Annotated in this window: 9 protein-coding genes, 1 tRNA gene and 7 pseudogenes; 5 read left to right on the top strand and 12 right to left on the bottom strand. The window is 72.8% G+C overall.

From position 1 onward, the window contains the following. Positions 1–1,580 precede the first annotated feature (1,580 nt). Positions 1,581–1,923 (top strand): helix-turn-helix domain-containing protein (locus UK82_RS37020; RefSeq protein ID WP_396230512.1); only part of this gene is annotated, 343 nt, incomplete at its 3' end. Between the two features lies 1 nt (position 1,924). Then, positions 1,925–2,465 (top strand): annotated as a pseudogene (locus tag UK82_RS10290) (transcriptional regulator); the annotation flags it as partial. Between the two features lie 111 nt (positions 2,466–2,576). Here the strand turns inward: UK82_RS10290 and UK82_RS10295 are convergent. From UK82_RS10295 to UK82_RS42535, 4 genes and pseudogenes are all read right to left on the bottom strand, one after another. Beyond that, a complete protein-coding gene (locus UK82_RS10295) occupies positions 2,577–2,960 on the bottom strand; it encodes a nuclear transport factor 2 family protein (RefSeq protein ID WP_044883938.1) in 384 nt (127 codons plus the stop codon). Positions 2,961–3,333: 373 nt separating this feature from the next. After that, positions 3,334–3,422 (bottom strand) — tRNA-Ser (locus UK82_RS10300). 288 nt (positions 3,423–3,710) lie between these two features. Continuing rightward, positions 3,711–3,930: pseudogene (locus UK82_RS37030) on the bottom strand (MarR family transcriptional regulator); the annotation flags it as partial. 1 nt (position 3,931) lies between these two features. Further along, positions 3,932–4,008: pseudogene (locus tag UK82_RS42535) on the bottom strand (MarR family transcriptional regulator); the annotation flags it as partial. Positions 4,009–4,364: 356 nt separating this feature from the next. Between UK82_RS42535 and UK82_RS37040 the strand changes: the two are divergent. The 3 pseudogenes from UK82_RS37040 to UK82_RS42540 form a co-directional block, all read left to right on the top strand. Further along, positions 4,365–4,855, top strand: a pseudogene (locus tag UK82_RS37040) (MFS transporter); the annotation flags it as partial. Position 4,856: 1 nt separating this feature from the next. Then, positions 4,857–5,746 (top strand): annotated as a pseudogene (locus UK82_RS37045) (MFS transporter); the annotation flags it as partial. A gap of 396 nt (positions 5,747–6,142) precedes the next feature. After that, positions 6,143–6,382 (top strand): annotated as a pseudogene (locus UK82_RS42540) (hypothetical protein); the annotation flags it as partial. A 713-nt stretch (positions 6,383–7,095) separates the two neighbouring features. Here UK82_RS42540 and UK82_RS42545 read toward each other — a convergent pair. From UK82_RS42545 to UK82_RS10350, 8 genes and pseudogenes are all read right to left on the bottom strand, one after another. After that, positions 7,096–8,187, bottom strand: a pseudogene (locus UK82_RS42545) (FUSC family protein); the annotation flags it as partial. A gap of 975 nt (positions 8,188–9,162) precedes the next feature. After that, a complete protein-coding gene (locus UK82_RS10320) occupies positions 9,163–9,924 on the bottom strand; it encodes an ABC transporter permease (protein ID WP_044883939.1) in 762 nt (253 codons plus the stop codon). Next, positions 9,921–10,961 carry an ABC transporter ATP-binding protein gene (locus tag UK82_RS10325; protein ID WP_055406983.1) on the bottom strand — a complete coding sequence of 347 codons (1,041 nt, stop codon included), beginning with the start codon at positions 10,959–10,961 and terminating at the stop codon, positions 9,921–9,923. The genes UK82_RS10320 and UK82_RS10325 overlap by 4 nt, the downstream gene beginning before the upstream one ends. Positions 10,962–11,300: 339 nt before the next feature. After that, on the bottom strand, positions 11,301–12,005 hold the full coding sequence (locus UK82_RS10330; RefSeq protein WP_044883941.1) for a GAF and ANTAR domain-containing protein: 705 nt from the start codon (positions 12,003–12,005) through the stop codon (positions 11,301–11,303). A gap of 77 nt (positions 12,006–12,082) precedes the next feature. Continuing rightward, a complete protein-coding gene (locus UK82_RS10335; RefSeq protein WP_044883942.1) occupies positions 12,083–12,478 on the bottom strand; it encodes an STAS domain-containing protein in 396 nt (131 codons plus the stop codon). Between the two features lie 231 nt (positions 12,479–12,709). Further along, positions 12,710–13,147, bottom strand: a complete 438-nt coding sequence (locus UK82_RS10340) for a hypothetical protein (RefSeq protein WP_044883943.1) — start codon at positions 13,145–13,147, stop codon at positions 12,710–12,712. 84 nt (positions 13,148–13,231) lie between these two features. Further along, positions 13,232–14,110 (bottom strand): LLM class F420-dependent oxidoreductase, encoded by an 879-nt coding sequence (locus UK82_RS10345; RefSeq protein WP_055406985.1) that lies wholly within the window; start codon positions 14,108–14,110, stop codon positions 13,232–13,234. 124 nt (positions 14,111–14,234) lie between these two features. Next, positions 14,235–15,125, bottom strand: a complete 891-nt coding sequence (locus UK82_RS10350) for a class II glutamine amidotransferase (RefSeq protein ID WP_044883945.1) — start codon at positions 15,123–15,125, stop codon at positions 14,235–14,237. Positions 15,126–15,689: the final 564 nt, after the last annotated feature.

Below are 15,689 nucleotides of genomic sequence, written 5' to 3' on the forward strand. Positions count from 1 at the left end.
CCGGTGACCGTCACGGGCGGCCGGCCGGGGCCAGCCCCGCAGCCTCCGCACCGGTGCGCTGGCGAACCGCGGCGAGCGCGGGGCGGTGTCGCCCGGCGGCCACGGTAACCGTGACGACCTCGCCCGACCCGAGCCGCCGCAGCCGGGCCGGGCGGGACGGCCCGCCACCGCCGACGGACAGCACCTGTTCGGTCTCGGTGCCGAAGGCGAACAACCGTCCGTCCGACCAGGTGACCAGCTCGGTACGGGCGCCCGACGGCCGGGCGAGGACCAGGCGGGCCCGCGCCGGTTCCCAGACGACGGCGACCGTGCCCGCGGAGCTCAGCAGGGCCCACCGACCGCCGCTGCGGTAGGCGGNGGCCGACGCCCGCGCCGAGCGGCGGGCGCCCGTGGCCCGCGGCGAGGGGTCGGCGATCACCACGAGCCCGGCGTCGTCGACGGCGATCGGCGGAGTCTGGTCCGCGTCCGGATCCGCCGCGCTCACCGCCCCGAATGCCCCGTCGGTGTGCACCCCGCGCGCTGCCGGCAGCCCGGCGGCGGAGGAGGCCAGCATCGTGGTGAGCACCGCCCGCCGCACGTCGGCCCCGTCCAACCGGACCAGCCCGCAGACCGTCATCGGCTCCTCCGTCCTCCCGCCCCGCCCGACCGCCCCGCCCGACCGCGCCGCCTGGACCGCGCCGCCTGGACCGCCCCCTTCGGGGCACACGGCACGCACGCGACCGCGGCGGCCGGCTGCCCTGGCGGGCTCGCGCGCCACGACCGGGCGCACGCGACGCCGCGGGCGGCCACGGGTGCTCCCGCGCCGGAACGTAGCAGTTTCGTGACCGCGCCACCGGCCCGTTGACCGCAATCGCAGGCGGAGTCGGGAAACAGGCGGCCGACGGAGTTTCGGCCGACGGGCGGAAAACTCCGGACCCGTCCGACGCCCGGGCCAATGGCGCCGGTCAGGCGGCTCCGACGCCGGACTGCTCGGGTTCCCGCTTCATCCGCCGGGCGGCGATGACCGGATGGGCCGGGCATTCGACCAGGTGGTCGTCGAAGCCCTGCACGCTCGGCCAGGACTGATGGCATGAACCGCAATGGGTCGTGGCCGGATCGGTCCACCGCGTGTCGCAGCCGGCACAACTGGCCGTAACCGCGATATGCGCGCCGGCCTCGGGCTGCCGGCGACGGGGCACCTGGATCGGCAGTGTCGGTTGCCGGCCGGGCTGATCCGGATCGGAGTGAAGGGTCACGGAAATCGCGCGGGGACGCCGGGGCGAGGAGACGGCGGCCGGGATCGCGCGAGGGGATGTCGACCGACGGGGAGGCACCCGGCCATCCTGTCGCAGACCTGCACAAGCGTCACGCAACCGGCCGTCGAGTCTTCAGGGTGTTTGTCCAGTGCCAACGCTCCGGAGACGGTCAGGTCGGGGCGATCCCACCTACTCCGGGCATCTCGCGCAACCTTTCGGGCCACTCAGGGCAGGCGCCCGTGGCGGACATCATCGAACGCGAAAATCACAATGCGGGGACACTTGGTCATGGCGTGGCGAACGACAGCACGACCGGCCCCGGCCAGACTGGCTACGGTTGCACGCATGAGGACCCCCTCGGCGGGACCTGGCCCGGCCGACCCGGCGCCCGGGGGTGCCCGGATGGGCGTGGGCGCGCTGCTGCGGCAGTGGCGGGAACGACGCCAAGTCAGTCAACTCGAACTAGCACTTCGGGCGGATAGCTCCGCCCGGCACATCAGTTTCGTGGAGACCGGCCGGGCCACGCCGAGCCGGGCGATGGTCCTGCGACTCGCCGAACATCTCGACGTCCCGGTGCGGGACCGCAACACGCTGCTGATCGCCGCCGGCTATGCTCCGGCCTACCCGGAGACGCCGCTGCACGACCCGGCGATGACGGCCGTGCGCGCCGGGTTGGAGCAGTTGCTCANCGCCTATGAGCCGAACCCGACGCTGGTGCTCGACGGGCACTATGACGTTGCACTGACCAACCGCGCGGCGCTGGCTCTGCTCGCCGGCGTGCCGGCGGACCTGCTGCGCCCACCACTGAACGCGATGCGCCTCACCCTGCATCCGCGGGGGCTCGCGCCGCGGATCGTGAATCTGGCGGAATGGCGGTCACACCTGCTGGAGAGAATGCGACGGAACATGATTCTGCGTGGTTCGTCGGCACTGCGCGCGCTCCACGACGAGGTGTCCGCCTATCCCGTTCCCGACCGCCCGGCCTTCGAAGATCCGGGTACGGACACAGGCACCGGACCGGCGAATCCCGCGGCGGCCGACGGGGCGCCTCCGGCGCTCGCGCTACCGATGCGGATCGTCGTCGAGGGTCATCTGCTCACGCTCATCTCCACGATGACGACGTTCAACACCCCGCTGGACGTGACCGTCTCCGAGCTGGCGGTCGAGACGTTCCTGCCCGCCGACCCGGAGACGGCCAAAGCCCTTGTGGCCCTCACCGAGGGGCGGTGAACCGGCCGGCATGCATACCCGGCGGGCATGAATACCCGGCCGGGCCGCCCGACGGGCCGTCTCCCCCGCTCGCTATGCCGCCCGCCTGCGCTTGTCCCGCGCGGCCGTGGGCTATCCCACCCCGGCGGGCACGCGGTCCAGGAAGCCGCTGACGGCGCGGATCCGCCCGTCCTCGGCGAGGGTGAGCACGTCGAACCCGGCGACGGGCGCCGAGCCGTCGGCCGGCGACACCAGCTCCCACCCGAACCGCACGACGTCGTGGTGGCCGTCGGCCGTCCCGACCGGGCGGAAGGTGAAGCCCGGGAACTGCCGGTGCACCCCGGCGATCAGCTCGGCGATCCGGTCGCGGCCGACGACCTCGGCCGTGGGGTCGGTGTAGCCGCCGTCGGGCGTCCACGCCGCGCTGACCGCCGCCGCGATCCGGTCCGGCTCGGTCGCGTTCCACGCGGCGAAGTAACGTTCGACGGCCTCGGTATGCACGGTCACAGCACTCATCTCCCTGCGTTCGTCCCGGCGGGTTCGCGCCCTCCGGCGTCGGCCGTTTCCGACCGGACCAGAGTCGCCGCCGGCTGCGGCCCCGTCGATTACCGGCGGGGNAATGCAGCGAGGGAACGCCAGGAGCTGACGTCAGGAGCTGACTGCGGGCATGGACGTTGACTCGCCCGGCGCCGCTGCACGCCGAGCACTCGGTCCCCGGGCCCGTCCGCGCCGACGCTTCATGCTCGAGACACAGGTGCGGCACAGCCGGCCGGATTTGGCCGAAGTCAGTCGGCGTCAGTCGGAGTCAGCTGGAGCGGTGGTAGATCATGCCGGCACGGCCGATACCGGCTCTGGCCTGCGGAATCCAGCACGGAATTCGCGTGGTGAGCGGAGGGCGTGGGATTCGAACCCACGATGAGGATCACTCCCCATAGCGGTTTTCAAGACCGCCGCCATCGGCCTCTAGGCGAGCCCTCCCACCTGGCGTTACGCCAGACAAGCGAGTTCATCCTACAAGATCCGATCATCGCCCGGTCGCCGCCGCGACGCGACGGGCGGGCGGCTACCGGTCCGAGACGCGGGTGGGACGGGGCCAGGGATAGCCGTTCTCGCGCTCGCAGGTGATGTTGAAGCGGCCGAGCAGGTCGGCAAGGCATCGCCGGTCCTCGGCGGACCAGTCTCCGAGGACCTGGCCCAGCCCTCGCAGGACCACGTCGCGGTCGGCATGCAGGCGCGCCAGCCCCTGCGGCGTGACCGCCAGCTTGNGGGCCATCCCACCGTCGGGATCGGGGATACGCTCGACCAGGTCGGCGTGAAGCATCGCCGCGGCCTGCCGGTTGACGGTGGAGACGTCGAGGGCGAAGGCGTCGGCGAGCTGCCCGATGGTCATCGGCCCCTCCGCCTCGATCCGGCTCAGCAGTAAGTACGCCGAGCGGTCGAGGGTTCGGCCGTGTTGCTTGTGGCTGGACGTGGGCAGGATGTGATGNCGGGCGAGCAGCAACAGCTCTCGCTCGATCTCCTGCAGGTCCTCGAGCACGCTCGCCTCCGCCGCGCATCCGGGCACCTATGCCCTCGTCTGACCGTGACCTTTATCCCAGACTATGCGCAGCACCGGCGTCTGTGCACGGCACACATAGCATGTACGGTGCACATCAACGATCGTCCGTGGCAACCGAAACGATCTCGCAAACTCCCCTTGCAAGCGACATGGTCGTGCCGCACCCGCGGTCACTCGCGGTCCGCGCGCAGACGGTCACCTTCCGTCGGTGTTCCTCGCCGNCATCCACCCGGAGGCTCCCATGGCACAGGCGTCCGCCGACCCGACCAGTCGGCAGGAGGGCGCGCCCGCGCCCGGGCTGATGATCGGGGCCCTGGCCACAGCCGGGGTCGTGGTCTCGGTCATGCACACCCTCGTGGTGNCGCTCATCTCGGACCTTCCCGAGCTGCTGCACTCCTCCGCCTCGAACACGGCCTGGGTGGTGACCGCGACCCTGCTCGGCGCCGCGGTCTCGACGCCGATCGTGGGCCGCCTCGGCGACATGTACGGCAAGAAGCGGATGATGATGGTCAGCCTCGTGGTGCTGATCATCGGCTCGGTCGTCTGCGCGCTGAGCACCGCTCTGCTGCCGATGGTCGCCGGGCGCGCGCTGCAGGGTCTGGCCACGGGTCTGATCCCGCTGGGGATCAGCGTGATGCGCGACGAGCTCCCGCCCGAGAAGCTCGGCTCGGCGCTCGGGCTGATGAGCTCCTCGCTGGGCATCGGCGGCGCCCTCGGCGTCCCGCTGTCGGCGATCATCGCCCAGCAGGTGAACTGGCACGTGCTGTTCTGGGGGGCTGCCGGGCTCGCCGTGCTGGTGCTGCTGGTCATCTGGAAGGTGATCCCCGAGTCGCCGGTGGGCGACAAGACCCACNGCCGCTTCGACTTCGTCGGCGCCCTCGGGATGTCCGCCGGCGTGCTGTGCCTGCTGCTCGTCATCTCCAAGGGCAGCGACTGGGGCTGGACCAAGAGCACCACGCTGGGGCTCGGCGTCGCCGCCGTCGTGATCCTGCTCGCCTGGGGCTTCTGGGAGCTGCGCACCCCGAGCCCGCTGGTCGACCTGCGGATCAGCGCCCGCCGTCAGGTCCTGATGACCAACCTGACCTCGGTCATCATCGGATTCGCGATGTACGGCATGTCCCTGATCATCCCGCAGCTCCTGCAGGCCCCCAAGGGCACGGGTTACGGATTCGGCCAGTCGATGATCGTCGCGGGACTGTGCTTCGCGCCGTTCGGCCTCGTGATGATGCTGGCCTCCCCGGTCACCGCCCGGCTGTCCGCGGCCTTCGGATCCAAGGTCACCCTGATGCTGGGCGCGCTGACCATCTCGATCGGCTACGGGCTGGGCCTGGTGCTCATGAACGAGGTCTGGGAGATCATCTTCCTGGCCTGCATCATCGGCCTCGGGGTCGCTCTGGCCTACGCGTCGATGCCCGCCCTGATCATGGCCGCGGTGCCGCCGACCGAGACCGCCGCCGCCAACGGCCTGAACACCCTGATGCGCTCGCTCGGCACCTCGTCCTCCGCCGCGGTGGTCGGCGTGGTCCTCGCGCACATGACCACGACCTTCAACGGCGCCACGCTGCCGTCCGAGGGCGGCTTCCGGCTCGCGTTCGTCCTCGGCGCGGGGTCCGCCCTGCTCGCGCTGCTGCTGGCCACCTTCATCCCCGGCCGGCGGGCGAGCGCCGCGGTCACCGTCCCCGCCCAGCGGGAGATCAAGACCACGGTCACCGACGCGGAGACGGTGGACGCGGTCCAGGCCTGAGCCGCATCCCGATCCGCCGGACGCGCGGGCGCCCACGGTGTGGGTGCCCGCGCGTCCGGGCATCCCGCCAGGGTGAGCAGACACCCCCGCCAGGACGCCGATCGCGCCCACAGCCAGCCGGGCGCCCGCGGCGCGAGCCGTGCCGCGGGCCGGGGCGGTGATCCCGGACCCGCGGACGGCCACCGCGGCCACCTGGATGGACAGCGCGGCGAGCGCGGCGAGCGGCTGGACCGCACCCGGCCGGACCTCGACGACGCCACCGCCGAGGCGGTCGGCCGCCTCAGCGAGGCGCTGGAATGGGTGGAACGCGCCCGCGGTGCGCTGTATGAGTTCCACCAGCTCTCCGGGCGGGCGGACCGCACCCTGACGGAGGCGATCACCGGGCTGGAGGACGCNGGACACGCCCGGATCGCCGGGTTCGTGCGCAGCGAGCTGTACGGGCGCAACGTGCTCGACGGACGCTGGACCTTCCAGATCGTCGAGGAGTACGACGAGCTGTACTACCGCCCCTTCGCCGACGTGGACGAGGAGGTCCGGCGGCGGCTCACCGACGGGATGCGCCACGTCCACGAGGCCCGGATGAAGTCGCGGGAGCGCGCCCGGGCCGGCCGCGATCTGTGGGGCCCCGGCGCCTGAGCGGCGTCACCCCCGCCGGTGGCCAGGATGCGGACCGCCCCGGCAAGCCGACCCCGCAGGTCCTGAAGCACGGCGAGATGCTCCGCGCGCTCGACGATGTCGAGTGCGGCCACCACCCCCGCCCGGTCTCCCGTGGCGAGCGCCGCCCGGACCCGGACGAGAGCACAGCCCCGCACCGCGTCGACCGGGGGCGTCGAGGAGACCGGCGCGGGTGGCGGCGGCTCGGCCCGATCGGCCAGGGCGTCGGCCAGGCGCAGATGCCATCGCCGCAGCTCGTCAACGCTCGCGAGGAGCCGCGGACGGCAGCGGAGCAGCCCCGCCCAGGCGCCGGCCCGGCCCGCGGCCGGCGAGCCGGCTCCGACGATCTCGGCCCGCAGCGGGTGGGGGCCGGTCAGCCGCAGGGCCTGCGCGGTGCGCCGGATCCGCAGGGCACCCGCGGAGACCAGCATGAGCGCGTCGACGTCGAGCGGGCCGGCGGGCCGCTCGGACAGATATTGGCGGATCGCGTCGTCCAGCAGCCGGCCGGCGCGGACGGCCGTGCGCGCCATCCGGGCGATCTCCCGCGCGCTGCCCGGCTCCGGCGCGGCACAGGGCGGCTCCACCGCGACCCGGACGAGGAACTCGCAGGCGGCCCGGTACGCGGTGGCGGCCCGCTCGCGCACCAGCCGGGCCGCGGCCCCCGTCGGCCACAGCAACGCACCGACGACGACGCTGATCGCAAAGCCGAGGACCACGTCCTCGATGCGAACGAGACCGACCCGCCAGCCGGCCGGCTCGACGATGTTGAACAGCAGCACGACGGCGACGGTGAACCCGGCCTGGCCGGCGGCAAACGCGTTCGCCTTCCGGGCGTACCCGGCGATCAGGACCGCGACCGGCAGCAGCGCCCACAGGACCGGCCTCGCCGTGCCCGCCGCGACGACGGCGACCCCGCCGACGGCGATCCCCGCCACCGTGCCGACCAACGCGCGCGCGACGGTGATCCCGGTCGCCAGCGCGTTCGACCGCAGCACCGACAGGGTGCCGAGCACCACCCAGAACCCGTGCTGCAACCCCGTCGTGCGGGTCACCGCCACGGCGAGCGTGAGGCCGGCGGCGCCGCGCACGCTGTTGCGGAACCAGATCGCCCGGACGTCGGCGTACCCGGCGGCGAGCTCGCGGGTCAGGCGCAGGCGGGCCCGGACCCGCTGCCATCGCCCCGCGCCCGACATCGGCCGCCACAGCCGACGCTCCCCCGTCGCCACCAGTGTGTGCGCCGCGAGCTGCCGGGTGCCGAGAGCCAACTGGCGCAGCCGGAACGCCTCGGCCGCCGCGGCATCCGGTCCGGTCGGGCCGGTCGGGTCTGTCGGACCGGTCGGGTCGGTCGGACCGATGGGCTGCCCGGCGGTCCGGCTGACCGCGTCGAGCAGCGCCTGTCCGATCCCCCGAGCGGCCCGGTCGAGTCGCTCCACCCCAAGCCCGCCGCCGCGGCGCCCGTCCCCGGCCGCGCGTCCCGCCCGCGCCGCGTGGCCCGCCCGCGCCGGGCGGGACGTCCCGTCGCGAGGGGCGAACCGGTCGAGCCGGTCGGCGACGCCGTGCAGGGTGTCGACGGCGGCCGCCAGGAGTTCGGCGGCCGGCTCGGGAAAGCAGTGCCGGCGCATCCGATCCCCGGCGGGGACGGCGAGCGCGAAGGGGACGACCCAGTTCAGATCGGCGATGGCGTGGCCGAGAGCGGCCGCGGAGCCGCCCGCCCCGGTCGGGCGGTACGACGTTGCGGCGAAGCGCCGGCGGACCTCCGCCACCGCAGAGCGCACCACGGCGCCCATCACCTCGGGCCCCCCGGACGCCTCCGACCCCCCGGACGCCTTCGACGCCCCGGACGCCTCGGACCCCCCGGACGCCTTCGACGCCCCGGACGCGGGCGCCTCCGACGTCTCCGACCCCGCGGCCGTGACGCCGGCAGGGCGGACGGCGACGCAGTCGNCCAGGGCCCGACAGGCTGCAGCCAGGGCCCGGCGGACCTCATCCGGCGGCCGGGCCGGCCACAGCACCACCAGCGAGAGCAGGGCGGCGACTGCGCCCAGACCCCAGCCGGCGAGCCGCTCCGGCACGGCGGACAGACCCGCCGGACTCGTCACCGGCAGCACGAAGGACAGCAGCAGGGCCGGCGCCGCGACCGCCAGGTACACGTTGATCACCCCGGCGAACAGGGCGACGAAGGCCACCACCGCCATCCCCCCACACGCCGCCCACGATGAACGGGAACACAGCGTGCCCAGGGTGATCAATGGCAGCCCGGCCACGGCCAGCCCGGCGTGGGCGGCGAGGCGCACCCGAGCCGGACCGCCGAAGTCGACGAAGACGAGCAGGGCGAAGACCGCGAACCAGGCGAACAGGCTCAGCAGGATCCGGTCGAACAGGTAGTAGCCGGTGGCCAGCACGGCGGGTGCGACGACGGCGGCCCGCAGCGCGCTGCGCAGCAGAAACGGATCGATACCGGAGAGGACGACCCGGCGCCGGCCGAGCCGCGACGGCCCGACACATCCGAACCGCCCGAAACGCGCGCGGGGCCCGGCCAGCATCGGACCGCCGGCCGGTCCGATGCGGCCCGGCGGCCCGACACGCCCGGGCGCAGGCGCGATCCCGGCCCCCTCCCCCACCCGTGAGCAACAGCACCCGCCAGCAGCGTCACTCAATGCAAGCGAGTACAGACGTGAGGTAGTGAAGCTACCGCTCGACGCGCGCCGGTGTCTCCTCTGCCGGCGGCTCCACGGGCCGGCGGCCCGTCGAACCGCTCGGCGTCAGGCGTCCCGGCGCTTGGCCAGGACCAGGCCGATCACGAACAGGCCCACGCACACCGCGGCGTAGTACACCAGCGAACCCCAGGGCCCGAACGGCATCCCCTCGATCGCGGGCGGGCCGTCATCGGTCTCGGGCTGGCCGGCGACGATGAAGTTGTTGCCGACGGTGTACGGCAGCCAGTGCTGGATGTGGTCGCCGATCCGGGGGATCGCCGGTAGCAGGTTCTCCAGCAGGAGCAGGTAGACGAGTTCGATGACGACGGCGCCGGCGGACTGCCGGACGATCAGGCCGACGGCGAGGGCCAGCACGGCGGACAGCAGATAGATCAGCCCGACGCCGAACACGTTGCGGTACTCCTGCGCCGTGTCGATTCCCAGTGGCGCGTCCGGCTGGATCAGCTTGGCGATGCCCCAGGAGCCGACCGCGGTGATCTCCCCGACGATCCCCGCCAGCAGAGCGACGACCACGGCCTTGGCGACCAGCGCCGGGGTGCGGGTGGGGACGGCGAGGAAGGTCGACCGGATCGTGCTGAACCGGTACTCGGTGGTGACCGCGAGCGTGGCCATCACCATCATCACCACAAGCCCGAAGCTGAAGGCGAACTGGGTGACGCTCGGAGTGAAGGTGGGCAGGTCGGCGGGCTTGGTGGTGGCCGCGAAGATGGAGGTCAGTCCCACCGTGAGGGCGGTCGCCAGGATCATGCACCACCACGGCGAGCGGGTGGAGAACAGCTTGATGCGTTCGACGGTGAGCAGAGTCATCGCGCGTCGCCTCCCCGCGTCGCGTCCACGGCCTCGGTCCCCCGCGGCAGCGGCCCGGTGGGCTGTGCCGGGGCGGCGGGTGTCCCGGCGGCCGGCGAGCCGTTCGGGGTCCCCGCGAGCGCACCGGCGTGGTACTCGACCTCGCCCCCGGTGAGCTGGATGAACGCCTGCTCCAGCGAGCCACGCTGGGCGGCCAGCTCGTGCAGCACCAGGCCGACCCGCCCGGCCAGTTCGCCGACCTGTTCGGTGCTGCTGTTCGACACGAGCAGCGCCGCCGGTCCGTCATCGCCGGCGGGCACGTCGCGGACCGCCAGCCCCTGGCCGATGAGCACCCCGTGCAGCCGATCCATCTCGGGGCCGCGGACCCGGACCGTCGACTCGGACGCCATGTCGATGAAGGCCCGGGTGCTGGTCTGCGCGATAAGCCGCCCGCGCCCGATGACGATGAGTTCCTGGGCGGTCAGCGCCATCTCGGAGAGCAGGTGGCTGGAGACGAAGACCGTCCGGCCCTCGTCTGCGAGCCGATGCATGAACCGACGGATCCAGAGGATCCCTTCCGGGTCCAGGCCGTTGACGGGCTCGTCGAACAGCAGCACGCCCGGATCGCCGAGCAGCGCGGTCGCGATACCGAGCCGCTGCGCCATGCCGAGCGAGAAGCCGCCGGCGCGCTTGCCCGCCACGCCGGTCAGCCCGACGATCTCCAGCACCTCGTCGACCCGCTTCGCCGGGATCCGGTTGGACGCGGCCATCCATCGCAGGTGAGAACGCGCGGACCGGTTGGGGTGCACCCATTTCGCCTCGAGTAGCGCGCCCACCTGGCGCAGCGGCTGCTTCAGCTCGCTGTACCGCCTGCCGTCGATGCGGACCGTGCCCGCGCTCGGGTTGTCGAGCCCCAGGATCATGCGCATCGTGGTGGACTTCCCGGCGCCGTTGGGCCCCAGGAATCCGGTCACCTTGCCGGGCTGCACCGTGAAGGACAGGTCGTTGACGGCGACCGTGCGTCCATACCGCTTGGTGAGCCCTTGTGCCTCGATCATTCGCCCCCTTTCGTCGGAGGTCGTCCCNGGTACGGGTCGTCCCAGGTACGGGTCGTTCCAGGTACGGGTCGTTGCGGGTGCGGGGATGGGCGGCCCCGCGAAACGCCGACCACGCCGACGCGCCGGCAACCCGGGCACGCCCGGTGGGCATCATCGTCGTGGAGCCGCCGCGGTCAGGCCAGGCGTCGCCGCCGGCCAACCGTGTCGTCCTGCCGACAGTGAACAGCGCGGCGGGGGCGACGACCATCGGGCCAGCACCCGTATCCGACCGGGGGCGCGCCGGTCCGGGGGCGCGCCGGTCCGGGGACGAGCCGGTCCGGCGACGAGCCGGTCGGGCTGTCAGAGCACCCGTCGCCGGGCGAGGATCTCCCCGGCCAACTCGGAGACCCGCCGGCGCTCGTTGCGTGCGGTCCGCCGCAGGGTCTCGAAGGCCGAGATCGGATCCGTTCTCATCGTCGCCATGAGATATCCGACGGCGCGCTCGATGGGAACCCGGTATTCCAGGGCGTACTGAAGCTGCCGGGCGAGTTTGTCATTGCGATCGGCGATGAGCCCGGCGAGCAGCAGGTTCTCGAGAACCGCACCGAAATGAACCATCGCGTCGCGTTCGCTGTCGGTCCAGACGCGCGGGGAGTCGGCGGCGACGTTGAGGGTGCCGATCGGGCCGCCGCCGAGGCGCACCGGGACGCCGAGGACCGCGCGGATCCCGCCGTCCAGCAGGGCGGGGGTGACCCGCGGCCACCGGGTGTCCGTGGCCAGATCCTCGGACGCGACGATCTCGTCGATGATGAAGGACTCGACGCAGGGGCCCTCGCCGAACTCCTCCTGGACGCGTTCGAGCAGCGCCCCGCTGCTGTCGGAGGCGGCGATGCTGCGCAGGGCCCGGTCCGCGTCGACCACCAGGACGCCCGCACCCGTCAGGTCGAAGATCTCGGTGACCGCGTGCACGACCTCGCCGACCAATCTGCCGAGCTCGACCTGGCTCGGCGCGAGGTGGTGCAGCCGGGCCAGACTGGCGTCCAGCAGCAGCTTGTCGATCTCCATCGTGGTTCCCCCGTACCTCCAGCGTGACCCCGACCGCGGCAACCGGGCCGCCCCATCCTGCCGGATCATCCTGGGGGTTATCCCGCAGTTGCCGTAGACGCGGCGGTGGTCGACCTGGAGCTGGTCACTGCTTGCCATGCAGCATCTACCGTACGGAATCGTGGCACGCCCTGGGGCGTGAGGACGGTCGCCATCCGGTCGACGATCGGAGAGCATCCGGCGAGCGCGACCCGCACCCCCCGCTCCCGGCCCGCCCGCCAGAGCAGATGCAGCACCGTGAACCCGCGGACGTCGACGAACGCACCCGTCAGGTCGACGACGAGCGCGCTCGTGCATTCGTCCAGGCACGACCACAGCAGCGCCCGGGCCATCGGCTCGACGGCGGCGTCGAGGTCGCCCTGGAACGCGACCGTGAGACCGCCCGGACGGTGCCGCACCGCGGCGACGAGCCGACCCGGCCCGTCGATGCTCACCCGGGCCTCGCCGGCCGGCGAGGCCCGGCGAGCGGGCTGCCCGCGCTCCGGCCGAACTTCCAACCCCGGGCGGGTCGGCCGCACAGCGGGCTCGGCCCCGTGCTCCGGCTCCGCTGCGGCCCCGACTATCACGGCTTCGAACGCGACGGACCCGGGCACCAAGGGCCGGGCGGCGGCGCGGCCAGTCGGATCCGGAGACCTCACTGCGCACCCCCCGGGGTGCGGTGCCGCTCAGCCATCGCCCGCCTCGCCGCGAGACCCGTCCGTGCCCGGCTCGCCGGCGCGTTGGTGTGCCGCACTCGGCGCGCCGCCGCGTTCGTCCGCCGCGTCCGCCGCGTCGGGATCCGGGCGGTGCGACGAGCGACGGCGGCGCACCCCGACATCGACCTGGCGGCGGACGGTCCCGTCGATTGCGGCTGACCGCTCGGCCGCAATCGACGAGTTGATCATCCCGAGCAGGCGCTTCTGCTCATCGGTGGGGATCCCGGACATCAGGCTGGCGACCAGCTCAGACCCGGTGTCCACCGCGACCGCCGCCGAGGCGTCGTCCGCGGCCGCGGACGACGCCGGCTCGCCCTCGCGGGCGGCAGGAACAGCGGCGACGTCGCCGTGCTCAGATACGCGCTGATCAGCGTCCGGAGACGGGGCGCCTGGAGCGTCTGCGGGCATGCGTCACTCTCCGTGACTCGGCCGCAGACACAGGGCAGGCGAATTGGTCGGTTGTCGAGAGACTACCGCATGGGCTTCCCCCGGTCAGGGTGACGCGAGGGTGTTGATCGCGCTGGCGAGCCGACCCCACTGGGCGAGCGGAAGCTGGGTGGGCGTCGGGGTCAGGACCTGCACGGCGACGTGGTCTGCACCCGCCTGGTGGTGTTCGGCGATCCGGGCGAGGACGGTGTCCAGATCACCCCAGGCGACCAGGGCGTCGACGAGCCGATCGGAACCGGATCCGGCCAGGTCCGCGTCGGTGAAGCCGAGCCGGCGCAGGTTGTTGGCGTAGTTCGGCAGCCCGAGGTAGAAGGCGATGCCCTGGCGGGCCACCGCGCGGGCGCTCTCGGGGTCGCTGTCGAGCACGACCTTCTGCTCGGGGGCGAGCAGCGCGTCCGGCCCCATGATCTCCCGCGCCCGCCGGGTGTGCTCGGGTGTGGCGAGGTACGGCAGCGCACCCGCGCTGCGTCGGGCCGCGATCTCCAGCATCCGCGGTCCGAGCGCCGCCAGCGCCTGATCGGATCGGGGCACCCCGAGCTCGTCCAGCGTGTCGAGATAGTCGAGAAGGACCTCGACCGGCCGCTCCCAACGGCGGCCGGTCAGCTTCTCCACCGGACCTCGGTGCCCGACGCCGAATCCGAGCAGCAGCCGGTCGGGATGAGCCTTGGCGAGCATCGCGTAGTGATCGGCGACGATGTCCGCCTTCTCGGTCCAGATGTTCAGGATGCTCGTGCCGACCACGAGCCTTTCGGTGCCATCCAGGATGGCGGCGGGGAGCTCCAGATCCCCGCTGGCGGCACCGATCCACAACGTCGGGATACCCATCGCCGCCACCTCGGCGGCGACCTCCGCCCGCGACCGGACGTCCGTCGGCCACTGCCGCTGGGCTGCCCACAGCCCGATCCTGCCGACTTCAAGTACCACGACGAGCCCCTTCCGCGCAGGGAACTGCGACTGTCCGCACCATTGCCCCTGCAGCATTGCTACCCCGTGCGCACGCCCCCTATGTCGGCAGGTTTCACCGAACCTCGCGGGGACGCCGGCCGGGTCAGGCGGACGTCGGCAGATCGGGAACCGAGGTGGTCTGCGACACGGCGGCCTCGGGCCGCAGGTCCTCCAGGGAAAGCTGGTGGACGGGCGGGCCGTCGAGCACGATCCGTGAGGTCACCGTGAGATCGGCCGCAACATGGAGCAGCTCGCCGCTGTCCATCAGCCGCCAGCGCGGATCCTCGTCCATCCGCTCGCTCTCGACCACCACCGCCGGCTCGTCGAGCAGGTCGAGGGAGCGGACCCGGATCTCGCTGAAGGGGCTGGCGTGGTCGAGATGGCGGCCGTTGCGGCCGCCGGCGCCGCGCTTCAGCACGTACAGGCCATTGGTGTCCGGGTAGCGCAGCGCCCACAGCTCCCCAGCGGTGATGAGAATCATGTTGATCGAGTAGAGGGGAAGATTCTGCGCCGTCCAGCGCGCCGCCGCGGCGATGCCCTCGCCGACGTCGCCGTCGTGGGCGTCGATCTCCCGGGTGACCAGCGCGAAGAATCGCTCGGAGTCGGTATCGCCGAGCACCGGCAGGCCGGCGGTGCCGAGCTCCGCGTCCAGCTTGCCCAGGCCCTCGATCACCCCGTTGTGGGCGAAGATCCGCTCGTTGCGGACGAACGGGTGCGTGTTGGCGTCGCTGGCCCGGCCGGTGGAGGCATGCCGCACGTGCGCGACGAAGGTCGACGAGGTGACGTCCTGCGCCTCCCGAGCGAACGCCGTGTCCGCGCGGCTGCGGATCGCCTGCCTCACCACCTGCGGGACGCCGTCCGCGTCGAAGGCGCCGAGGCCGGCGCCGTCCGGCGTCCGCAGGGTGGCCGCGCGTGGGCTGTCGGGCGCGTCCAGCAGCCAGAACGTGGCCTTGATCCGCTTCGGGCCACTACTCATCGCGAACAGGTGGCACATCGACGCCCTCCCTCACAGTCTCAACGGCCCCGGCCCAGCCGGGGCCCGGCTCACCGAGGCACGCGGATCCGCCGGCCCGGCGTGGGGATGGCCGTCGGCGGAGCGAAAAGGGCAACGCTACCTCCGGCCCGAAGCGCTGACGATCCGCTCGACGCCCCGGACCCTCGATCGGCGACACGTTCGGTGTAGTTCCCGCAAATGTTCTGTTCCCCGCGCCGATCCGGTCACTCCCGGCACATGCGGCGCGTCCCACGCCGGAGTCCAACGACCTGGATGTCGTATCGGAGTTGTACAGTCGGCCGTATTATTGTTTCGTTCCGTTTCGTCACGCCTACGCAACGACGGATGTAGCCGAATGGTGCCGCCGCGCCGCGGCCCGGACGCCCCTCAGGACCACGTCGGTCAGCCCCCCGGCCCGCCGACCTCCACGACGCTCACGACGCTCGACACGACACACCCGCGGCCCCACCGGCCGCCGCCGCTGTCCCGCCACGACCTCTCGGCCTTCGCGGCACGCACGAACACCGTCCCGCCTCGGGTCGTCGGGTCGGCCGCCCATCGTCT

Origin of the sequence: Frankia sp. ACN1ag (assembly GCF_001414035.1) — a bacterium.
Classification (GTDB): domain Bacteria; phylum Actinomycetota; class Actinomycetes; order Frankiales; family Frankiaceae; genus Frankia; species Frankia torreyi.